The organism is Pseudomonas sp. 18173 (genome assembly GCF_050432945.1).
Lineage (GTDB): Bacteria > Pseudomonadota > Gammaproteobacteria > Pseudomonadales > Pseudomonadaceae > Aquipseudomonas.
The window spans coordinates 32717-54021 of the sequence record NZ_JBKFTN010000030.1; the positions used below are offsets into that span (position 1 = coordinate 32717).

The window sequence follows — 21305 nt, forward strand, 5'->3', positions numbered from 1 at the left end:
CGCGGTGAGCAGCAGCGATGGCGGCATCACCTGGACCGCCACGTTCACGCCCAACAGCAGCGTCAACGACACCACCAACCTGATCACGTTGAACAACACCGGTATCGCTGACCTGTCCGGCAACGCCGGTAGCGGCACCACCAATTCGAACAACTATGCGATTGATACGCTCCGCCCGACCGCGACCATCGTGTTGGCCGACAATGCCTTGAAGATCGGCGAAACCTCGCTGGTGACCATCACCTTCAGCGAAGCGGTCGTTGGCTTCACCAACGCTGACTTGACCATCGCAAACGGTACGCTGACGGCGGTTAGCAGCAGCGACGGCGGTATCACCTGGACGGCGACCTTCACGCCGACCGCCAGCATTACCGACGCCACTAACCTGATCACGCTGGACAACACCGGTATTGCCGACCTGGCCGGCAATGCTGGCACCGGCACCACCGATTCCAACAATTACGCCATCGACACCCAGCGTCCGACCGCGACGGTTGTGGTGGCAGACACCAATCTGCGAATCGGCGAAACCTCGCTGGTGACCATCACCTTCAGCGACTCGATCAGCGGACTCACCAATGCCGACCTGACTATCGCCAACGGCACGTTGAGCGCGATCAGCAGCAGCGATGGCGGCATTACCTGGACCGCGACCTTCACGCCGAGCGCCAGCATTACCGACACCACTAACCTGATCACGCTAGACAACACCGGTATTGTCGATCTGGTCTGTAGTGCTGGCACCTGTACCACCGATTCCAACAAGTACGCCATCGACACCCCCCGTCCGACCGCGACTGTTGTGGTGGCAGACACCAATCTGCGAATCGGCGAAACCTCGCTGGTGACCATCACCTTCAGCGAAGCGGTCAGCGGACTCACCAACGCCGACCTGACCATCGCCAACGGCACGTTGAGCGCGATCAGCAGTAGCGATGGCGGCATTACCTGGACCGCGACCTTCACGCCGAGCGCCAGCATTACCGACACCACCAACCTGATCACCCTGGACAACACCGGAGTCGCCGATCTGGCCGGCAACGCCGGCACCGGCACCACTGACTCGAACAATTACGCGATCGACACCCAGCGTCCGACCGCGACCATCGTGCTGGCCGACAGTAGCCTCAGTGCCGGTGAAACCACACTGGTGACTATTACCTTCAGCGAAGCGGTGAGCGGCTTCACCAATGCCGACCTGGCTATCGCCAACGGCACGTTGACAGCGGTCAGCAGCAGCGACGGCGGTATCACCTGGACGGCGACCTTCACGCCGACCGCCAGCATTACCGACGCCACTAACCTGATCACCCTGGACAACACCGGCATCGCCGATCTGGCCGGCAACGCCGGCACCGGCACCACTGACTCGAACAATTACGCGATCGACACCCAGCGTCCGACCGCGACCATCGTGCTCGCCGACAGCAGCCTCAGTGCCGGTGAAACCACACTGGTGACCATTACCTTCAGCGAAGCGGTGAGCGGCTTCACCAATGCCGACCTGGCTATCGCCAACGGCACGTTGACAGCGGTCAGCAGCAGCGACGGCGGTATCACCTGGACGGCGACCTTCACTCCGACCGTCGGCGTGAATGACACGACCAACCTGATCACCCTGAACAACGCCGGGGTCAGCGATCTGGCGGGCAACTCCGGCAGCGGCACCACCCACTCGGCCAACTACACCATCGACACCGTGCTGCCGACGGCCACCATCATCATTGCCGACAACGCGCGGAAAATCGGCGAGACCTCGCTGGTGACCATCACGTTCAGCGAGGCAGTCACCGGTTTCAGCAACGCCGACCTGACCATCGCCAACGGCACGTTGACAGCGGTCAGCAGCAGCGACGGCGGTATCACCTGGACGGCGACCTTCACTCCGACCGTCGGCGTGAATGACACGACCAACCTGATCACCCTGAACAACGCCGGGGTCAGCGATCTGGCGGGCAACTCCGGCAGCGGCACCACCAACTCGGCCAACTACACCATCGACACCGTGCTGCCGACGGCCACCATCATCATTGCCGACAACGCGCTGAAAATCGGCGAGACCTCGCTGGTGACCATCACGTTCAGCGAGGCAGTCACCGGTTTCAGCAACGCCGACCTGACCATCGACAACGGCACGTTGAAGGCGGTAAGCAGCAGCGACGGCGGTATCACCTGGACGGCGACCTTCACTCCGACTGTCGGCGTGAATGACACGACCAACCGGATCACCCTGAACAACGCCGGGGTCAGCGATCTGGCGGGCAACTCCGGGAGCGGTACGACCAGCTCGGCCAACTACACCATCGATACCGTGCTGCCGACGGTGACTATCGTGGTGGCCGACAATGCGTTGAAAATCGGCGAGACCTCGTTGGTGACCATCACTTTCAGCGAGGCGGTCAGTGGTTTCAGCAATGCGGACCTGACCATCGCCAACGGCACGTTGACGGCGGTCAGCAGCAGCGACGGTGGCATCACCTGGACCGCGACCTTCACCCCGACCAGCGCCATCAGCGACGCCACAAACATCATCACCCTGGATAACAGCGGTGTGCAAAATGGCTCGGGCAATGCCGGCAGCGGCACCACCGATTCCAACAACTACGCCATCNNNTTCCAACAACTACGCCATCGATACCCAGCGCCCGACCGCCACCATCGTGGTCTCCGACAACGCCTTGAGCATCGGCGAAACTTCGCTGGTGACCATCACCTTCAGTGAGGCAGTGAGCGGTTTCAGCAACGCCGACCTGACCATCGGCAATGGCACCTTGAGTGCGGTGAGCAGCAGCGACGGCGGCATCACATGGACGGGGACCTTCACCCCGACCGCCAGCATCACCGATATGACCAACCTCATCACTTTGGACAACACCGGGGTCAGCGACCTGGCGGGCAACGCTGGCAGCGGCACCACCGATTCGAACAATTACGCGATCGACAACCAACGCCCGACCGCCACCATTGTAATGGCCGACACCGACCTGCATCCCGGCGAAGCGACTCTGGTAACCATCACCTTCAGCGAAGCGGTGACGGGGTTCGACAACAGTGACCTGAGCGTCGCCAACGGTACCTTGAGTGCGGTGAGCAGCAGCGACGGCGGTATCACCTGGACCGCAACCTTCACCCCGACTGTCGGGATTACCGACGCCAGCAACCTCATCACCCTGAGTAACAGCGGTGTCACCGACGCGGCAGGCAACGCCGGAAGCGGGGTGACCAACTCGGCGAATTACCTGGTGCAAACCAGCGTGCCGACCGCCAGCATCGTGATCGCCGACACCGCACTCAAGGCCGGTGAAACGACCGTGGTGACCATCACTTTCAGTGAGGCGGTCAGCGGTTTCAGCAATGCCGACCTGACCATCGCCAATGGCACATTGAGCAGCGTCAGCAGCAGCGACGGAGGCATCACCTGGACGGCGACCTTTACGCCAACTTCTAATGTTACCGACGCCAGCAACCTGATTACCCTCGACAATAGCGGCGTGGCCAATGCGTCGGGCAATACGGGGGCTGGCACCACCGATTCGAATGATTTTGCCATCGACACCGCGCTGCCGACCGCGACCATTGTGGTCGCCGACACGGCGCTGAGTACCGGCGAAACCTCATTGGTGACCATTACCTTCAGTGAAGCGGTGAGCGGTTTTGACAACAGTGACCTGACTGTCGCCAACGGCACCCTGAGCAATGTCAGTTCCAGCGACGGCGGGATCACCTGGACCGCCACCTTCACCCCGGCAGTCGACATCACCAACACCAGCAACAGCATCGCGCTGAACACGGCGGGTGTGCAGGATGTGGCCGGCAACACAGGCAGCGGCACGGTCAATTCCAATACCTACGCCGTCGACACCCAACGGCCGACCGCCACCATCGTGGTCGCCGACAGTACGCTGGTGTCCGGTGAAACTTCGTTTGTGACCATCACGTTCTCCGAGGCCGTGAGCGGATTCACCAACGCGGACCTGACCATCCCCAACGGCACATTAAGCGCCGTGAGCAGCAGCGACGGCGGCGTGACCTGGACCGCGACCTTCACCCCAACCGCCAGCGTGAAGGACACCACCAACCTGATCAGCCTGAGCAACACGGGGGTGTTCGACCTGGCGGGCAATGCCGGAACCGGCATCAGCAACTCGGGTAACTTCACCATTGATACGGTGCTGCCGACGGCGACCATCGTGGTTGCCGACTCGCAACTCGGTATCGGCCAAACCACTCTCGTGACCATCACCTTCAGCGAAGCGGTGAGCGGCTTCGACTTGTCGGACATCAGTGTTGCCAATGGCGTGCTGTCGAACCTGAGCAGTCGCGACGATGGCGTGACCTGGACCGCGACCCTGACACCGACGGCCAATGTCGACGACACAACCAACCTGATCGTGTTCGACACCGCTGGTGTGCAGGACACCGCCGGCAACCTCGGGGCTAGCATCGCCATCTCCAACAACTACGCGCTCGATGCGACCCGGCCGACGGTGAACATCGTGGTTGCCAACCCGATCCTCGGTATCGGCCAGACCACGACGGTGACCTTCACCTTCAGTGAGGCCGTCGGCCACTTCGACCTGTCCGACCTGAGCGTGACCAACGGCGAGCTGAGCAATCTCGGCAGCAGCGATGGTGGCAAGACCTGGACCGCGACGTTCACGCCGACGGCCAATGTCACCGACCCAAGCAACTTCATCGCCCTGGACACCCGCAACGTCACTGACCTGATGAACAACGCGGGCAACACGGTGGCGGTGTCGAACAATTACACGCTCGACAGCGAACTGCCGACCGCCACCATCGTGGTTGCCAATCCGAACCTGGGGGTGGGCCAGACTACGCAGGTAACCATTACATTCAACGAAGCGGTCAGCGGTTTTGATTTGTCCGACATCAGTATTGCCAACGGCACCTTGTCCGACCTGAGCAGCAGCGATGGCGGCAAGACCTGGACCGCGACCCTGACGCCGACCGCCAACGTCAATATCGCCAGCAACGTGATCAGCATCAACTATGCCGGTGTCAGCGACATGGCCGGCAACAACGGCAGCGGCGTGAGCCAATCCGACAACTTTGTCATCAACACAGTGCCGACCTCGTCGGCCGTTTTCGTGTCGGCAGACCCGGATTTGCGCAGCAACCCCCCGGTGACGCTGCCCGATGTGCCCAACGTGCCGCTGCAACCCGTTATTTTCACGCCTCCGTCGGGCAACCTCGGTTCACCGTTGACCTTCCAGCCGTTGTTCGAACAGCGGGTGATCGGCAATGGCATCCGGCCGCTGGGCGATATTTTCATGAATCACGGCGCATTGACCCCGAGTTTCATCGCCCAGGTTTTCAGCGGCGATGACGGCGGTGGCGAGGGCTCGGGGCATGGTTTCCTCGGTTTCGGCGGCGGCGACGGCGGTGTGTTCGGCACCAGCACGCTGTCGAGCCTGTTCAATCAGGACAGCAGTACCGAGCGTGAATCGTTGAACGCCTTTGGCAGTCAGTCGATCAGGTCCGGCGATGTGTCCCAGGGCTTGCGTGGGGTGTTTGGCGCACCGACCCTGGGCCAGCAATTGCAACAGCTCAAGGACAACGAGCAGCAGCAGGTCGACAACCTGGCTGCCGCTTTGAAACTGGCCGGCATCAGCGAAATGCAGGCCTGATGAAAACCTTCACTTTTGATGCGGCACCCAGGGGCGATGCAAGGATGAAAAGAAGTCAGAAGTTGTTCGGCGCCAGCCTGCTGGCACTGGCAATCAGCGGATGCGCTGTCACCAGTGAGCCGATCGAACGCAGTGTCAGTGAGCAGCGGGCCAAAAGTGACCTGCAAAGCATGTACAAGGGGCAGGAGCCCCTTGGCGGCCCATTGACCCTGCACCAGGCCATGGCCCGTGCGGTGAAGTACAACCTCGAAGGCCGCTTGAAAATCATGGAAGAGGCCCTGGCCAAGCGTCAGCTCGACCTCGCCAGTTTCGACATGCTGCCGCGCATGGCGCTGGACGCCGGATACGTGGGCCGCAATAACGTCAACGCCTCCAGCAGCCAGAGTGTGCGCACCGGCACGCAGTCCCTGGAACCTTCGACTTCTCAGGACCGTGACCGTGATGTAGCGGACCTGACCATGGTCTGGAACGTGCTCGATTTCGGTGTCAGTTACATCAGCGCCAAGCAGCAAGGCGACCAGCGCCTGATCGTTCAGGAGCGTCGGCGCAAGGTGATCAACACCATCGTCCAGGACGTGCGCTCGGCGTACTGGCGGGCGATGGCTGCCGAGCGTCTGCTCACGCAGATCGACAGCCTCATGGCGCGGGTCGAAACCGCCCGCAACAACAGCCAAAGCATGAGCCAGAAACGCATTGGCGATCCGGTGCAGGCCCTCGGCTATCAACGCTCGCTGATCGAAGCGACACGCCAGCTGGAAGAGCAGCGTCGCGCGTTGTCGCTGGCGAAGACCGAGCTGGCGACCCTGATCAACCTGCCGATGGGCACGGAGCTGACCCTGGCGACCGATAACGGTTATGAGATTCCCGAGCTCAAGGTCGATCTGGCCAGCCTCGAACAGGAAGCCCTGACCAGTCGCCCGGAACTGCGCGAGCAGGATTATCAGACCCGCATCAGCGCCGCCGAGACCCGCAAAGCCATGTTGCGCCTGTTGCCGGGCCTGGAGTTCTCCGCTGGCGGACATTACGACAGCAACTCGTTCCTGGTGGAGCAAGGCTGGGCCGACTACGGCGTCAAAGTCACCTGGAACCTGTTCAACGTGATCTCGGCGCCTGCGGCGATCGACGTGGCCAAGGCCGGTGAAGAAGTCGCCACCGCGCGCCGTCAGGCGATGTCGATTGCGGTACTGGCGCAGCTGTATGTGGCCAATGCCAACTACCGCGAGGCCTTGCGTCAGTTCAAGACCAATCAGCAGCTGTCGGACATCGACGGGCAAATCGTCGGTCAGTTGCGCAACCGTCACCAGGCTGAAGGTATTGGTGAACTGGATCTGATCCAGGGTGAGTTGAATACCTTGCAGGCCGATCTTCGTCGAGACCTGTCCTACGCCGACCTGCGCAACGCTTATGGGCAAATTTTCGCCAGTGCCGGCCTCGACCCGCTGCCGGATCAGGTGCAATCGACGCAAGTCCAGTCCATCGCCACGGCCCTGGCCAACCGCGAAGCGGCCTGGGCGGCAGGTGATATAACGGTGCCGGTGACGCAGGCACCCGTGCGCTGACGTGAAGGCGCCGAGCGCCAGCATCCGCTGAATCCGGCGAGAGGCTCATCGCGGTGCGGCGATCCCGTTGCCCAAGCCCTGAACGTGTCAGCGTTCAGGGTTTCGACGACAAGTCCGCCATGCCCTTGAGCAACTCGATCGGCAGCGGAAAGACAATGGTCGAGCTCTTGTCGCCGGCAATCGAACTCAGGGTCTGCATGTAGCGCAACTGCATGGCCCCCGGTTGGCGGCCAAGCATTTCGGCGGCCTGCATGAGTTTTTCCGAGGCCTGCAATTCACCTTCGGCGTGGATCACCTTGGCTCGGCGTTCCCGTTCGGCTTCGGCCTGCTTGGCGATGGCGCGGACCATCGACTCGTTGAGGTCCACGTGTTTGATCTCGACGTTGGCAACCTTGATGCCCCAGGCGTCGGTCTGGGCGTCGAGCACTTGCTGGATGTCCAGGTTCAACCGCTCGCGTTCGGCCAGCAATTCGTCCAGTTCGTGTTTACCCAATACTGCCCGCAACGTGGTTTGCGCCAGTTGGCTGGTGGCCGCGAGGAAGTCCTCGACCTGGATGATTGCCTTCTGCGGATCGAGCACACGGAAATACAGCACAGCGTTGACCTTGACCGACACGTTGTCGCGGGTGATCACGTCTTGCGGCGGAACGTCCAGCACCACGGTGCGCAAATCGACCCTGACCATTTGCTGGACCACCGGGATCAGCAGGATCAGGCCAGGGCCCTTGACCTGCCAGAAGCGCCCGAGCTGGAACACCACGCCGCGCTCGTACTCGCGCAGGATGCGGAACGTCCCCCCCGCCAGTGCGATGATCAACAGTAGCAGCGCGACAAGACCCAATTGCAAACCCATGACTATTCTCCGCCCGGCGCCGCGTCAGCCGCGGCCACTTGCAGCAGCAAACCCTTGCGCCCCACTACCCGCACCCGTTGTCCGGGTTGCAGCGGCGTCGCGCTGAGCACTTGCCATCGTTCTCCTTGCAGATGCACCCAGCCGCCATAGGCGTTGTCGGCCTGTAACGACGTCACTGCTGTCTCGCTGCCGAGCAGCCCGGCATCGCCACTGACAGTGTGGCGTGGTCGGGTCTTCAGGGCATGAATCACCAGGTAGACCAGCAACAACGCGCTGACCAGTCCCAGGCCGATCATCAGCGGCTCGGGCACATCGGTATTGGTCAGGATCACTGCGCCGATCACGAACATCACGATGCCGCCCAGGCCGATCACGCCGTAATTGGGCAGGGCCGCTTCGGCGATCAGGAATGCCAGGCCAAAGGTGATCAGCCAGATCCCGATGGGGTTGGGCACCAGCAGCACAACCGTGTCGGCGGCGCAGGCTGATCCGCACAACGCCAACGCCAACAGCAACGCAACGGCACAACAACGCGTGTTCACGTGACCCTCCGGGAGAGTCTTGGGGTGGCTCTGTAGTCAGTTTAGTTGACCCGCCGACTGTATGAATTTTGCTCAAGTGTCGACGACGCCCGATGGGCGGATTTCCCGCCGGAACGCGCCATCGGGCCTAGACTTTGAGTACCGAAAGAAGTGTTAACCAGCGTCCGCTGGCGGTTGGTGCGGACACCGAGGTGCATCATGCGTATGGCAAGAACCGTGCAGAGAAGCCTGGACAAGGCTCAATGCGAATATGACATCGTCAGCCACCCACACTCGGCCAGCAGCCTCGAAACGGCGCGGGTTGCCGGTATTCCTGCCGAACGGGTGGCAAAATCGGTGATCCTCGACGATCACCATGGGCATTACCTGATGGCCGTGCTGCCAGCCAGCCGTCACCTCGACCTGAGCAAAGTCCGCAGCAGCGGTGAATGGCAGGTTTCCCGCGAAAGCAACCTGGCGCACCTGTTCGACGATTGCGAACGCGGTGCCGTACCGGCGCTGGGTGAGTCCTATGGGTTGGAGGTGGTCATCGATCCGTTGCTGACCCGGCAGAAAGACATCTATCTGGAGGCTGGCAATCACGTCAACCTGGTGCGCATGGACGTGCCCGAGTTCCTGAAAATGGTGCCGCATGCCGAGGTGCGGGAATTGAGTCATTGAGTTTTGTTTCGTCAATGCTGACGTCATCGCGGGCAAGCCCATTCCCACACAGATCCCTGTGGGAGCGAGCCTGCTCGCGATGACCGCGCAGCGGTCCTTCAATTGGTCCCCAGGAGTTCGACATGGAAAACCCGACCCACAACCTTCCTTCGCTGTTCAAGCAACTCGGCCTGCCGGATGACGCCGAAAGCATCGATAAATTCATCGCCACCCATTCACCGCTCAAACCGGAACTGCACCTTGCGGATGCATTTTTCTGGAGTCCGAGCCAGGCGTGTCTCCTGCGTGACGAGATTCTTGATGATGCCGACTGGGCTGAAGTGGTGGATCAACTGGATGTGATGTTGAGGAAGGGACGGGGGGTGTGAATCGTCATCGTCCGGGCGGCCACTGTCGGGATGTATGGACCAGGGCGAGTATCCAGATGGCGTCCAGTCCCTGTTCATAAACAATGCGGTAACTCTGATGTGGAATCAGCTCGCGAGTGCCTGTAATGATCCCGGCAGGGCCGCTTTGCGGGTATTGGGCAAGCCGGGATATCGCATCGCTGAACCGGTTGTCCATGTCGATGGCTGCTTTTGGGTTAACGGCATGCAAGTAATCCCAAATGTCTGCACGGTCCTGTGCTGCTTCTTTCGTCCATATTATGTTCATTCCTGTAGTTCAGCCCGCCTGCGTCTTGCAGCGAACTCTGCCTCGATTTCATCATTTGTCAGCCCGTCGCCGGCGCGCATCGAAGCGCGTGCGGTGTCGACCTTGCGCTGCAGGAATACTTCGTACTCGCGAGCCTCCCGTTGGGTTTGAACAAACTGACGCATCATTTCCCGGACGATTTGCGAGGCTGGGCGATGAGCGGCTTCGGCCTCTGCCATGAACTGTTCACGCAGTTCAGACTCAAGTTTCATTGTAAAAACGGCTTGTTTCGACATGGCTGCCTTCTCGGTTGTCGTGCTGACAAAGTATATACATCTTCAGTACGTTGGCTTGTTCACCCCCTATGTCTTCGCGACGGGTGGAAGCCAATTTGTTTCAAAACTTGACGAAAAATCCCCTCCAATGCGATATTGATAGTTAGCAAACTAACAGTGTGTGTTTTCCCTCGTGCCGAATAACCTCGACGTCCTCCAGATGAACATCAGCAGTGCCATGGTGGTGGCCGCCAGGCATTGGCGCAAAATCTGCCAGACCACGCTGGTCAACTATGGAATCTCCGAAGCCTGCGCCGTTCCGCTGTTGATGATCGGGCGCCTGGGCGAGGGCGTGCGCCAGGTGACGGTGGCGCAGGCCGCGGGAATGGAGAGCCCGTCACTGGTGCGCCTGCTCGATCAACTGTGCCATTCCGGTTACGTTTGTCGCACCGAAGATGCTCAGGACCGCCGCGCCAAATGCCTGAGCCTGACCGAAACCGGTCGGGACCTGGTACAGGCGGTCGAAGTCGAACTGGTGCGCTTGCGCAACGAGGTACTTGAAGGCATTGACCAGGGTGATCTGGAAGCTACGCTGCGGGTACTGAGAGCATTTGAAGCGGCCACGCCGCCATCGGTGGCCAACCCTTGAACGGATTTTTCTCTGGCATGCCCCCGGCGCGGGACTGGTTCTACGGAGTCCGTACCTTCGCCGCATCGATGATCGCGCTGTACATCGCCTTGCTCATGCAGATGCCCCGTCCGTACTGGGCGATGGCCACGGTGTACATCGTGTCCAATCCATTTCTCGGGCCGACCACCTCCAAGGCGCTGTACCGGGCAATCGGCACCTTTGTCGGTGCGGCGGCGGCGGTTCTGTTCGTGCCGATGTTCGTACAGAGTCCTTACGTGCTGGTGGTGGTGATTGCACTGTGGACCGGCACGCTGCTGTTTCTGTCCCTGCATTTGCGCACGGCCAACAACTACGCCTTGATGCTCGCCGGTTACACCTTGCCGTTGATCGCCCTGCCAGTGGTGAACAACCCGCTGGGCGTGTGGGACGTGGCCGAAGCACGGACCGAAGAAATCTTCCTGGGCATCGCCGTGGCGGCAGTGGTGGCTGCCATGTTCTGGCCCCGGCGTCTGGCGCCGGTGTTCAATGATTCGGTCAGCAAATGGTTTACCGATGCATCGACCTACAGCCTGCGCTTCCTCAGTCGCAACGTGCAGCCTGAAGAAGTCAGCGCGCTGCGGGCATCGATGGTCGCCACCTTCAACTCCCTGGAGTTGATGATCGGCCAGTTGCCCCACGAAGGCTCGCGTCCGCAGACGGTGCGCAACACCAAGGAGTTGCGTGGGCGGATGATTCACCTGCTGCCTGTGATCGATGCCCTCGACGACGCGCTTTACGCATTGGAACGGCGCACCCCCGAGCTTGTGGACAGGTTCGCGCCGTTGCTGGCGGCCACCACCGAATGGCTCGGGCACAAGGATGCCGATCTGGACCGCTGGCAAGCCCTGAAGGATCAACTTGAGGCCCTGCAGCCAGCTCCCCAGGCACTGGATGACCGCAAGCAACTGCTGTTCTCCAACGCGATTTACCGTCTCGGCGAGTGGATCGATTTGTGGCAGGACTGCCGCAGCCTGCAATACGCCATCCAGTGCGAAAGCCAGGACAACTGGCGTGCGGTGTATCGGCATTGGCGGCTGGGCCGGCTGACGCCGTTTCTGGACCGTGGCCTGATGTTCTACTCCGCGGCCTCCACCGTGACCGCGATTATCGTGGCCTCGGTACTGTGGATACTGCTCGGCTGGACCGATGGCGGCAGTGCAGTGATCCTGGCGGCGGTGGCCTGTAGCTTCTTCGCCTCGATGGACGACCCGGCGCCGCAGATTTACCGGTTCTTTTTCTGGACGGCGATGTCAGTGGTGTTCGCCAGCCTCTATCTGTTTCTGGTGCTGCCCAACCTGCACGACTTTCCGATGCTGGTGCTGGCGTTTGCCGTGCCGTTCATTTGCGTCGGTACCCTGACGGTCAAACCGCAGTTTTACCTGGGCATGCTGCTGACCCTGGTCAACACCTCGTCCTTCATCAGCATTCAGGGTGCCTACGACGCGGACTTCCTCAGTTTCGCCAACTCCAACCTGGCCGGTCCCATGGGGTTGCTGTTCGCGTTCATCTGGACCCTGATCGCCCGGCCGTTCGGCGCCGAACTGGCAGCCAAGCGCCTGACTCGCTTCAGTTGGCGCGACATTGTCGGTCTCTCCGAACCGGCCACATTGTCTGAGCATCGACTTCTGGGCATACAGATGCTCGATCGGCTGATGCAGCATCTGCCGCGCCTGGCCATGACCGGCCAGGACTCCGGCGTGGCGCTGCGCGAAGTGCGCGTAGCGCTGAATCTGTTGGACCTGCTCGCCTATACGCCGCGGATCCTCGGTGTGCCGCAGGTGCTGCTGCGCCAGGTGGTGGCCGAGGTGGGCGAGTACTTCAAGGCCTGTCTCAAGGCCGGTGAACGCTTGCCGGCGCCGAGCCCGTTGTTGATGACCCTCGACCGCACGCGCCGCGCTCTCAGCGGTGCCGGCGACGATGAAACCCGCCGGCATTTGCTGCACGCCCTGAGCGGCCTGCGCCTGGCCTTGTTGCCCGGCGTTGAATTCGTCGGTTCCGTCGAGCCCGAAGAACCGCTTCCCCATGGCATTGATGGAGCGCCCCTATGATCGGTGACCTGGATCTGAGCGGGGTGTTCCTGCCCACGCTGCTGGTGCTGATGGGCATTACGTATGTGTTGTACCTGTTGGTGCACGGGGTGCTGACGCGCCTGCACTTTTACCGTCTGGTCTGGCACCGGGCATTGTTCAACGTGGCCCTCTACGCCCTGCTGCTTGGCGCCGTGGACTCACTCAGTCGATACCTGATGACATGAAAAAACCGTTTCTAACCCTTGGTCGCGTGGTGCTGACCCTGCTGATCGTGAGCTTCGCCGTTGTCGTGGTCTGGCGCATGGTGATGTATTACATGTTCGCGCCCTGGACCCGCGACGGGCACATCCGTGCCGACATCGTGCAAATCGCCCCGGACGTTTCCGGGCTGATCCAGCAAGTGGAGGTGCGCGACAACCAGTTGGTCAAGCGCGGCCAGGTGCTGTTCAGCATCGATCCGGACCGCTTCAAGCTGGCCCTGCGCCAAGCGAAAGCGGCTGTCGCCGACCGCGAGGAAACCCTGGCCCAGGCCCAGCGTGAGGCCAAGCGTAACAAAGGCCTTGGTAACCTGGTGCCGGGTGAACAACTGGAAGAAAGCCAATCGAAAGTGGCCCGCGCCCAAGTGGCGCTGATGGAAGCCCAGGTGGCGGTGGACAGCGCACAACTCAACCTCGACCGCTCGGTGATCCGCAGCCCGGTGGACGGCTACGTCAACGACCGTGCGCCACGGACCCAGGAGTTCGTCAGCGCCGGCCGGCCGGTGTTGTCGGTGGTCGACAGCAATTCGTTCCACATCGACGGCTATTTCGAAGAAACCAAACTGAACGGCATCCATATCGGGCAGAGCGTCGACATCCGGGTGATCGGCGACAATGCTCGCCTGCGCGGGCATGTGGAGAGCATCGTCGCCGGTATCGAAGACCGTGATCGAACCAGCGGCAACAACCTGCTGCCCAACGTCAACCCGGCATTCAGCTGGGTGCGGCTGGCCCAGCGGATTCCGGTGCGCATCGCCTTCGATGACGTGCCGGAAGACTTCCGCATGATCGCCGGGCGCACCGCCACGGTATCGATCATCGACGATCAGCAACGGGAGCCGGCGCAATGAGCAAGGCCTCGGGTTTGACGGTCGCCGGGTTAGGTTTGCTGCTGTCGGCGTGCCAGATGGTCGGGCCGGATTATCATTTGCCCGAAGAGGCGGCTGTCCACCGTCCAGACTTCCAGGGCGATCTGGCGGTCGATGGCAAACCGGTGGTTTCCGCACCGGTGCCGGCCGATTGGTGGCGTTTGTACCAGGATCCGCGACTCGACCAGTTGGTTCAGCAGGCCATGGCCTCCAACACCGATTTGCGCGTGGCGGCTGCCAGCCTGTCGCGGTCTCGCGCTCAAGTTGACGAGGCCGAAGCGGCGGGCGGCTGGAGCGGCGGCGTGCAGATGGGCGCCCAGCGCTTGCAGGAGTCTGGCCAGGCGTTCCTGCTGCCGGAAAAAGTGCCGGTGGCCAACATCGGCGATATCGGCATCAGCGCGTCGTACCAGTTCGACCTGTTCGGAACCTTGCAGCGCGGTATCGAAGCGGCCAAGGCCAATGCCGATGCGACGCAGGCCGCCGCCGATACAGCACGCATCACGGTCGTGGCCGACGTGGTCCGGGCCTACACCCAAGTGTGCGCGGCCAATGAAGAGCGGGAAATTGCCCAGCACTCCCTCGACCTGCAAGCCCAGAGCACCACGCTGATCCAGCGCCTGCGCGATGCCGGGCGTGGCGACGAAACCCAGGTCACCCGCTCGCAGACCCAATTCAAATCCCTGCGCGCCGACATGCCGCGCTATGAAGCGTCGCGCCAGGCCGGGCTGTACCGCCTGTCGATGTTGCTGGCCAAGCCCGTTGACCAACTGCCGGCCGGCACCGCCACCTGCGACGAGCTGCCAAAAATCGCCCAACTGATACCGGTAGGCGATGGCGCCGCGTTGCTCAAGCGCCGCCCGGATGTACGACAGGCCGAACGTCGACTGGCGGCCGCGACAGCCGGTATTGGCGTTGCCACGGGCGAGCTGTACCCGAACATCAGTATCGGCGCGACCATCGGTACCGTCGGTATCCTGGACGATCTCGGCGACCCGTCTACCAACCGCTGGGGCTTCGGTCCGTCGCTGACCTGGAAGGTGCCGACCAACGGCGCCCGGGCGCGCATCCGCGAAGCCGAAGCGGTGACCCAGGCGACGCTGGCGCATTTCGACGGGGTGGTGCTCAACGCCATTCGCGAAACCCAGACCGGCCTCGCCCAGTACACCGCGTTACTGCAACGCCGCGATGCCCTGGCCGACGCCGAGCAATCGGCAAAACTGGCGGCCGACCAGACCCACCGCTTCTTTCAGGCCGGCCGCGCCTCGTTCCTGGCCGACCTGCAAGCCACGCGCACCTACATCGATGTCACCGCGCAACTGGCTGCCGCGAACACCCAGGTTGCCGCCAGCCAGATCGATTTGTTCCTCGCACTGGGCGGCGGTTGGGAAAGCGGACGAACGCAAGCGTCGAACTCCGGCAAACCCTGAGGCCGTTGCTATGCTTTGAAGTGTTGGAAGGGCGCTCCGTTCAAAGCGCCTTTTCTTCGCACAAGGCTCGCGCAGGTCAGGGGGAAACCAATAATGAAAAACCCTTACGCTCTCGGCTTCTGGTGCGCCATCGTGGCGTTGGTGCTGCTGTCGGCCACCTATTTCTACGGCATCATGCTGGGTCACCAGATCGACAAGGCTCTGGCGTTCCTCGACAGTACCGTCGCGCTGATTGCCGTGATGTCCGTCGCGGTGGTGGCCTGGGCCTCGGTCCAGAACCAGCGCATCAAGAAAAGACAACTCGAACAAGGCAAGACCCTGGTCCTGATCTGGGACACCAAGGTTGCGCTGCGCCGTGTCGAAACGGTGTTCGACCGTTATTTCTGGGGCAGTTACTGGCAACCGGGGCGCACGTTTCAGGAAGTCATGGGCGAATTGACCGGCACACCGCTGGAAAAAAGCCTCGAGACCCTGAAAAAACAATGCCTGGCGCTGGACCGGCAAGTGGCTGACGACGGTCGGCACTGGCTCAACAATGCCCGGGAGCTGGCCGATGTCGCCACGGCCATGGCCCGTGAACGCTATCAACTGGACGTCTGCGACCCGCGCGCGGAAGTGACGGGCGGGGCGGTGATCAACCGCGACTTCGAAGTGCTGGTGTACACCTGGACTGCGCGGCTCAAAAGCTTTGATCATCAGCTGGATGAGATTGAGGTCCAATACTCCTGATTTTGTGGTGGCTGTTATGCCGCCATCGCGGGCAAGCCCGCTCCCACAGGTATGGCGTGATCCCTGTGGGAGCGGGCTTGCCCGCGATGGCAGTCTAATGTGTACCGATTTTCTAACCCGCCCAAGACACTCCTTCACCTTTAATCATTGGGCCGTTCGTCGTGCCTGATGCTAATCTCCATTCCACTTTCAGCGCAGTCTAGCCGCAACCCGTCATGGGTTCAGGGAAGACGACCTCACTTTCAACAACGGACATTGAACGGGTCATACATGANAGTCTAATGTGTACCGATTTTCTAACCCGCCCAAGACACTCCTTCACCTTTAATCATTGGGCCGTTCGTCGTGCCTGATGCTAATCTCCATTCCACTTTCAGCGCAGTCTAGCCGCAACCCGTCATGGGTTCAGGGAAGACGACCTCACTTTCAACAACGGACATTGAACGGGTCATACATGAATAAATCAGCAGGCGTGCTACTGGGAATCGTTGTCGCAATCGGAGCCATCAGCGCAGGCGGAGCCTGGTTCACCGGCACCAGGCTCGAAGGTGTGTTGAACACCTCGATTGCCGATGCCAACCAGGAGCTGCAAGCGGCCATGGTGGGTTCCAATGGCACCGCGTCGCTGGAACTGGTGTCGCTGGAGCGTCATGTATTCAGCAGCACCGCGCACTATCGCCTCAAGGGCGAAGGTGAAATGTTCGGCGAAGCGCCGGTCGAGCTGCTGTTTGTCGATCACATCGAACACGGCCCGTTGCCGTTCTCGCGGCTGATGTCGCTGAAATGGTTGCCAGTGCTGGCGACCAGTCACTACGAACTGGAAAAGACCCCGCTCACCGAGAAGTGGTTTGCCGCCGCCAAGGACAAATCCCCGCTGACCGGCGTGGTCAACATCGGTTATGACAACGCCACCAAGGGCACCCTTGAGTTGCAGCCACTGGAGATGGCGCTGGATGACAAGTCGAGCATGAAGTTCTCCGGCCTGAGCATTGACGTCGACGCCAGTGCCAAGGCGCAGAAGGTCAAGGCCAACGGCTACATGGACAGCTTCAAGTTGACCACCGTATCCGAAGACCAGGCACCGGTGCAGGTTGAATTGAACGGCCTGACCCTGGCCAGCAACCTGACAAAAAGTACCTACGGTTTCTACACCGGCGAGAACGTCCTGGAACTGGCGAGCGGCAAATCGACCTTTGGCGTCAAGCAGTCGGTGCTGGACTTCAAGAAGTTCGAGATGAAAAACCTGACCGAAGAAAAGGGCAGCAGTGCATCCGGGCGCGCTGATTACAAGGTCGGCGAAGTGTCCCTGAACGGCAAGACCGTCGGCTCCGGTGCGCTGGCCATGAGCCTGAAGAACCTCGACATCCCGGCCACCCTGTCGTTGATGCAGGTTTATCAGAGCAGACTGCAGCCTTATGAAAGGGCTGCGGCTGAAGCAACGGCGGCCGGTCTGCCGGCACCCGAGCTGAAACTCACCGAAGCCGAAGAGGCACTGCTCAAATCCAGCCTGGAAAAACTGCTGGCGGCCGGTCCGCAGGTGGCCCTGGAAAACCTGTCATTCAACACCGCCAACGGTGAAAGCCGCGCCAACATGGTGCTCGACCTGACCAAGCCACAAGCCATCGACCTGCCGACCGATCAGTTGGTCAGGCAGTTGATCGCGCTGCTGGACTTCAAGCTGCAAGTGTCCAAACCGATGCTGATCGATGTGCTGACCGTGCAATCGCAAATCGACGGCCAGACCGACGCCAAGCTGATTGCCGATCAGGCCGCTGCCACCGCAGACATGTTCAGCAGCATGGCGGTCGGCAGCCAACTGGCAAAACTGGATGGCAATAACATCGTCACCAATTTGCATTATTCCAACAACCAGGTGGATTTCAACGGCCAGAAAATGACCGTCGAAGAGTTTGCCGGTTTTGTAATGAGCAAGTTCGCCGGTACTGGCGCCACCGAGTAACGGCGGCCGTTTATCCGGCAACGCCCGGCCTCTGCATCGCGCAGGCGCCGGGCGTTTTGCTGTCTGGCCTCACGAGGGAACGTCACGGATCAACCGCCACGCCTCTTCCCATGGCAACGGTTGTTTCATCCGCTCGGCGAGCATCGCCATGACCCGGTCCATCTCGCAGGCTACCGCCGCCGACACCACGCCATTTGTTCCGAACAGGCCGATGAAGGGCGGATCGTCAGGGTCACCCTTGAACTCGACTTCGTCCCAGGCTTCGGCGTGCCCGAGGTAGTCGTAGGTTTTGCCGAAATGCCAGGTCCAGAAAAACGGCACGTCGAGGTAATGCTCGTCGCCGCCCAGCATATTGGCCGCGGCGATCCGCGCCTGCTGTTGGGCCAATCGCCAGTGTTCGATGCGCAGGCGCTGGTTGTTCAGCGGGAACGTGGCGATATCGCCAGCCGCCCAGAGGCCGTCGGTCACGCGCATTCCACCGTCGACATTCAGCGAGTGATCTGGCGCCTTTGGAAGTCCGGTAAAGGCAGCAGTGGCCGGCGTGACGCCAATGCCGACCAGCACCAGATCGGCCGGCAAGCGCTGGCCGTTGTCCAGTTGCACCGCTTCGACTTTGTCCGTCCCTTCGATCCGCGCCGCATTGCCCCGGGTATGAAACACCACGCCGTTGGCTTCGTGCCGCGCGCGAATGGCCTTGCCGACCGTGTCACCGAACTGCCTGGCAAACGGCACTTCGTGGCGGGCCAGCACGGTCACATTCAAGCCAAGCTGGCGCAGGGACGAGGCGGACTCCATGGCAATGAAACTGTCGCCAATGATCACGACCTGCTGGCCGGCGCTGGCGCTGTCCAGAATCTGCTGCGCATGGGCTTTGGAGCGTAAAACGAACACTTGCGGCAGGTCGGCGCCGGGCAGCGTCAGCGAATTGGGTACGCCGCCGGTGGCCAGCAACGCGGCGTCGTAGGTCAGTGAATGGCCGTCAGTCAGCCGCAGCGTCCTGTTTGGCGCATCCAGTCTTGCCACTTCGCCTCGCAGGCGCTCGATCCGCTGCTCGCGGTAAAAGTCTTCGTCGCGCAGCGGCGGGACTTCGCTCAGCGGCATCTCCCCGGCGATCACGTATTTGCTCAGCGCGGTGCGGTCGTATCCGGCCTCGGCTTCGCGGTCGATCAACAGCAATCGGCCGCCGAAACCTTTCTCGCGCAACGCCGCTGCAGCTGCCGTGCCTGCTGCGCCTGCACCGACAATGATGAAGGTTCTTGGATCGTCGGACGGTGGCGTGTGGGCGTCCACAAACGGCTGGTCGCCGACCCAGATGTCGCCGTCACGGACTTCCAGGGGATAGCGTTTGAGGCTGTCCAGCGCTGGCGGCTCACAAAGACCGCCATCCTCGATGCGAAACTGCGCCTTGTGCCACGGGCACGTCAGGCGCCCATTGCATACCGCGCCGTCCGCCAGCGGGGCTCCGGCATGAGGGCATTCGGCCTGATAAGCGCGAAGTTGCTCACCGGCCCGCAACAGCAGAATCCTGCTGTCCTGGACCTGCACTTCCAGCCCCCGGTCTTCGGGCACATTGGCGACACGCGCAACGCGATGCAGAGTCATGATCGCTCTCCAGACAGACGTATCACTTATGAGTCTGGTACTTATCGCGAGGTTCAGCCAATTCCCCCTGCCAAGGCGTGAACGGTCCGGCTATAGTTTGCACGCCGACGACGGCCCAACACGCACAAGGTGCTCCGGTATGACCCGATTGACCTCAATGAACTCATGGCTTGCGGCCGTAGCAGTCGCCCTTTGCGTGCAGTTCCCGGCGCAGGCCCAGGAGCGCTTCACCCTGAACATTCCCGGTGTCTCCGATGACCGTCTGTTCACGTCGGCCGCCGCCAGTGATTCCGCCGGCTGTGGCGGACACAACATTTCCCCGGCACTTAACTGGAACGCCGGCCCGGCAGCCACCCAAAGCTATGCCATCGTCATGCACGACCCTGACGGCCAGAAGGGCCAGGGCGTTGATCAGTGGGTGCATTACGGCATCAAGGCCGGCACCCACCAGATCCCGGCCGGCGCCGGCAGCAAGCCAGGCCTCGAGGGCTTCGGCGGTATCAACAGCAAAAACACCACCGGCTACATCGGCCCTTGCCCACCGGTTGGCGACAGCGCGCACCACTACATCATCCAGATCTTCGCCCTGGACCTGGCCCCGGAAGCCTTGCCCGCCGGCCTGAGCCGTGCGCAGCTGCTGGAAAAAATCAAAGGCCACGTCCTGAGAAACAGCAGCGTGGTACGGCGCTATCACCGCTAAAGGCAAATCGCCCCAGCGGATTTGCAGAAAACTGAAGTGCGCGGCATTCCGGGATTTGGCATCCACCCCCGAAAGCGCGCACTATCAGGTCATAGCCGATGCGTTGGAGGATGCCGTGGCAAAAAAGATCGACCGCATCGCCCAAATGCTCAACTGCCCGCAAAAGGGTGAAGAACTGCGGCGAGCGATTACCGAGAGTCGCAAGGATTTTCTGCTGAACCAGCCGGAAGAAGACGTTGTTGAAGACGACGACCTTGAAGAGGAGTTTTTCGAGGACGACGAGGACGATGATGAGTACGACGAGTTCGACTGGACGACGGAATGAAAAAAACCGCTTCGGCGGTTTTTTGTGGACCACAAAAAAGCCCCAGACCCAACGGGCCTGAGGCTTTCTCGTTTATATCTATGGTGCACCAGGCGGGATTCGAACCCACGACCCCTGCCTTCGGAGGGCAGTACTCTATCCAGCTGAGCTACTGGTGCAGCGGGCGCCATGATACTCATATGCGTTGAAGGCGTCCATGCTGCTGAATCGCCTGTGTTTTTTGAAGCTGTAACGCACGCCTGCTACGTTGATCAGAAAATATAGGCAAAAGCGTCGTTTTCGTTCTTTTTTTCGAACAGGCTATTGTCCTTTACCCCCTTTGATCCTAGGATTCGTTTGAGATTTCAAACGCTCTTGTCTGGGTGCTGAACCGCGCGAGTCCAATCCGTGCGCTATTTATGTGCTTCAGCCCGGTGAATGATTTCCCTGACGGCAGCCTATCGAGGCGCCTTTCTACAATCATAATTTGCTCCGCATTCGTTGCGGTGCTGTTAAGGAAAGCCGACATGCAGCTTAAAGACACCCAGTTGTTCCGCCAGCAAGCCTTCATCGATGGCGCGTGG

The 21305-nt window shown here is 61.1% G+C and carries 17 protein-coding genes, 1 tRNA gene and 1 pseudogene; 13 read left to right on the forward strand and 6 right to left on the reverse strand.

All coding sequences use genetic code 11. From position 1 onward, the window contains the following. Together ACLD1X_RS25895 and ACLD1X_RS25900 are read left to right on the forward strand one after the other, a co-directional pair. Positions 1-5651: pseudogene (locus ACLD1X_RS25895) on the forward strand (Ig-like domain-containing protein); the annotation flags it as partial. A 44-nt stretch (positions 5652-5695) separates the two neighbouring features. Next, positions 5696-7210, forward strand: a complete 1515-nt coding sequence (locus ACLD1X_RS25900) for a TolC family protein (RefSeq protein ID WP_429372619.1) — start codon at positions 5696-5698, stop codon at positions 7208-7210. 94 nt (positions 7211-7304) lie between these two features. On the opposite strand, the gene ACLD1X_RS25905 is transcribed toward ACLD1X_RS25900, so the two are convergent. Continuing rightward, positions 7305-8063, reverse strand: coding sequence for a slipin family protein (locus ACLD1X_RS25905; RefSeq protein WP_008019136.1), 759 nt, complete (start codon positions 8061-8063; stop codon positions 7305-7307). Between the two features lie 2 nt (positions 8064-8065). Beyond that, positions 8066-8605: an NfeD family protein gene (locus ACLD1X_RS25910; RefSeq protein ID WP_429372622.1), complete on the reverse strand. Its 540-nt coding sequence runs from the start codon at positions 8603-8605 to the stop codon at positions 8066-8068. A 198-nt stretch (positions 8606-8803) separates the two neighbouring features. Here ACLD1X_RS25910 and ACLD1X_RS25915 point away from each other — a divergent pair, with 198 nt between their 5' ends. Both ACLD1X_RS25915 and ACLD1X_RS25920 read left to right on the forward strand, forming a co-directional pair. Next, positions 8804-9265 carry an aminoacyl-tRNA deacylase gene (locus tag ACLD1X_RS25915; protein WP_429372624.1) on the forward strand — a complete coding sequence of 154 codons (462 nt, stop codon included), beginning with the start codon at positions 8804-8806 and terminating at the stop codon, positions 9263-9265. Between the two features lie 122 nt (positions 9266-9387). Further along, positions 9388-9633 carry a DUF2789 domain-containing protein gene (locus tag ACLD1X_RS25920; RefSeq protein WP_429372626.1) on the forward strand — a complete coding sequence of 82 codons (246 nt, stop codon included), beginning with the start codon at positions 9388-9390 and terminating at the stop codon, positions 9631-9633. A gap of 4 nt (positions 9634-9637) precedes the next feature. Here the strand turns inward: ACLD1X_RS25920 and ACLD1X_RS25925 are convergent, their stop codons facing one another. Continuing rightward, positions 9638-9919: a type II toxin-antitoxin system RelE/ParE family toxin gene (locus ACLD1X_RS25925; RefSeq protein ID WP_429372628.1), complete on the reverse strand. Its 282-nt coding sequence runs from the start codon at positions 9917-9919 to the stop codon at positions 9638-9640. Further along, positions 9916-10194: an antitoxin of toxin-antitoxin stability system gene (locus tag ACLD1X_RS25930; protein ID WP_429372630.1), complete on the reverse strand. Its 279-nt coding sequence runs from the start codon at positions 10192-10194 to the stop codon at positions 9916-9918. The genes ACLD1X_RS25925 and ACLD1X_RS25930 overlap by 4 nt, the downstream gene beginning before the upstream one ends. 199 nt (positions 10195-10393) lie before the next feature. Here ACLD1X_RS25930 and ACLD1X_RS25935 point away from each other — a divergent pair, with 199 nt between their 5' ends. The 7 genes from ACLD1X_RS25935 to ACLD1X_RS25965 all read left to right on the forward strand — a co-directional run bounded on the left by ACLD1X_RS25935 (position 10394) and on the right by ACLD1X_RS25965 (position 18115). After that, positions 10394-10822 carry a MarR family winged helix-turn-helix transcriptional regulator gene (locus ACLD1X_RS25935; RefSeq protein ID WP_429372632.1) on the forward strand — a complete coding sequence of 143 codons (429 nt, stop codon included), beginning with the start codon at positions 10394-10396 and terminating at the stop codon, positions 10820-10822. Beyond that, the gene (locus tag ACLD1X_RS25940) at positions 10819-12891 is read left to right on the forward strand and encodes an FUSC family protein (RefSeq protein ID WP_429372634.1); all 2073 of its coding nucleotides are present in this window, start codon (positions 10819-10821) and stop codon (positions 12889-12891) included. Before ACLD1X_RS25935 ends, ACLD1X_RS25940 begins: the two co-directional genes overlap by 4 nt. Next, positions 12888-13097: a DUF1656 domain-containing protein gene (locus ACLD1X_RS25945; protein WP_007987399.1), complete on the forward strand. Its 210-nt coding sequence runs from the start codon at positions 12888-12890 to the stop codon at positions 13095-13097. Before ACLD1X_RS25940 ends, ACLD1X_RS25945 begins: the two co-directional genes overlap by 4 nt. Continuing rightward, complete coding sequence (locus ACLD1X_RS25950) at positions 13094-13981, forward strand: efflux RND transporter periplasmic adaptor subunit (protein ID WP_429372636.1); 888 nt, start codon at positions 13094-13096, stop codon at positions 13979-13981. Before ACLD1X_RS25945 ends, ACLD1X_RS25950 begins: the two co-directional genes overlap by 4 nt. After that, entirely contained in the window at positions 13978-15426 is a 1449-nt protein-coding gene (locus tag ACLD1X_RS25955; RefSeq protein ID WP_429372638.1) for an efflux transporter outer membrane subunit, read from the forward strand. The genes ACLD1X_RS25950 and ACLD1X_RS25955 overlap by 4 nt, the downstream gene beginning before the upstream one ends. 93 nt (positions 15427-15519) lie before the next feature. Next, complete coding sequence (locus ACLD1X_RS25960; protein WP_429372640.1) at positions 15520-16155, forward strand: NADH:ubiquinone oxidoreductase subunit N; 636 nt, start codon at positions 15520-15522, stop codon at positions 16153-16155. Positions 16156-16609: 454 nt separating this feature from the next. Continuing rightward, a complete protein-coding gene (locus ACLD1X_RS25965) occupies positions 16610-18115 on the forward strand; it encodes a YdgA family protein (protein WP_429372642.1) in 1506 nt (501 codons plus the stop codon). A 69-nt stretch (positions 18116-18184) separates the two neighbouring features. Here the strand turns inward: ACLD1X_RS25965 and ACLD1X_RS25970 are convergent, their stop codons facing one another. Next, positions 18185-19717: an FAD-dependent oxidoreductase gene (locus ACLD1X_RS25970; protein WP_429372644.1), complete on the reverse strand. Its 1533-nt coding sequence runs from the start codon at positions 19715-19717 to the stop codon at positions 18185-18187. A gap of 139 nt (positions 19718-19856) precedes the next feature. Between ACLD1X_RS25970 and ACLD1X_RS25975 the strand changes: the two genes are divergently transcribed. Both ACLD1X_RS25975 and ACLD1X_RS25980 read left to right on the forward strand, forming a co-directional pair. Then, positions 19857-20417: a YbhB/YbcL family Raf kinase inhibitor-like protein gene (locus ACLD1X_RS25975; RefSeq protein WP_429372646.1), complete on the forward strand. Its 561-nt coding sequence runs from the start codon at positions 19857-19859 to the stop codon at positions 20415-20417. Positions 20418-20472: 55 nt separating this feature from the next. Beyond that, the gene (locus ACLD1X_RS25980) at positions 20473-20742 is read left to right on the forward strand and encodes a hypothetical protein (protein WP_429372648.1); all 270 of its coding nucleotides are present in this window, start codon (positions 20473-20475) and stop codon (positions 20740-20742) included. A gap of 81 nt (positions 20743-20823) precedes the next feature. On the opposite strand, the gene ACLD1X_RS25985 is transcribed toward ACLD1X_RS25980, so the two are convergent. Beyond that, positions 20824-20900, reverse strand: a tRNA-Arg gene (locus ACLD1X_RS25985). Positions 20901-21305 lie beyond the last annotated feature (405 nt).

Coding starts and splice junctions, on each gene's coding strand:
- ACLD1X_RS25950 (WP_429372636.1), top strand. CDS start 13,094: ATGAAAAAACCGTTTCTAACCCTTGGTCGCGTGGTGCTGACCCTGCTG.
- ACLD1X_RS25970 (WP_429372644.1), bottom strand. CDS start 19,717: ATGACTCTGCATCGCGTTGCGCGTGTCGCCAATGTGCCCGAAGACCGG.
- ACLD1X_RS25965 (WP_429372642.1), top strand. CDS start 16,610: ATGAATAAATCAGCAGGCGTGCTACTGGGAATCGTTGTCGCAATCGGA.
- ACLD1X_RS25915 (WP_429372624.1), top strand. CDS start 8,804: ATGCGTATGGCAAGAACCGTGCAGAGAAGCCTGGACAAGGCTCAATGC.
- ACLD1X_RS25935 (WP_429372632.1), top strand. CDS start 10,394: ATGAACATCAGCAGTGCCATGGTGGTGGCCGCCAGGCATTGGCGCAAA.
- ACLD1X_RS25955 (WP_429372638.1), top strand. CDS start 13,978: ATGAGCAAGGCCTCGGGTTTGACGGTCGCCGGGTTAGGTTTGCTGCTG.
- ACLD1X_RS25945 (WP_007987399.1), top strand. CDS start 12,888: ATGATCGGTGACCTGGATCTGAGCGGGGTGTTCCTGCCCACGCTGCTG.
- ACLD1X_RS25930 (WP_429372630.1), bottom strand. CDS start 10,194: ATGTCGAAACAAGCCGTTTTTACAATGAAACTTGAGTCTGAACTGCGT.
- ACLD1X_RS25900 (WP_429372619.1), top strand. CDS start 5,696: ATGAAAAGAAGTCAGAAGTTGTTCGGCGCCAGCCTGCTGGCACTGGCA.
- ACLD1X_RS25975 (WP_429372646.1), top strand. CDS start 19,857: ATGACCCGATTGACCTCAATGAACTCATGGCTTGCGGCCGTAGCAGTC.
- ACLD1X_RS25905 (WP_008019136.1), bottom strand. CDS start 8,063: ATGGGTTTGCAATTGGGTCTTGTCGCGCTGCTACTGTTGATCATCGCA.
- ACLD1X_RS25920 (WP_429372626.1), top strand. CDS start 9,388: ATGGAAAACCCGACCCACAACCTTCCTTCGCTGTTCAAGCAACTCGGC.
- ACLD1X_RS25925 (WP_429372628.1), bottom strand. CDS start 9,919: ATGAACATAATATGGACGAAAGAAGCAGCACAGGACCGTGCAGACATT.
- ACLD1X_RS25960 (WP_429372640.1), top strand. CDS start 15,520: ATGAAAAACCCTTACGCTCTCGGCTTCTGGTGCGCCATCGTGGCGTTG.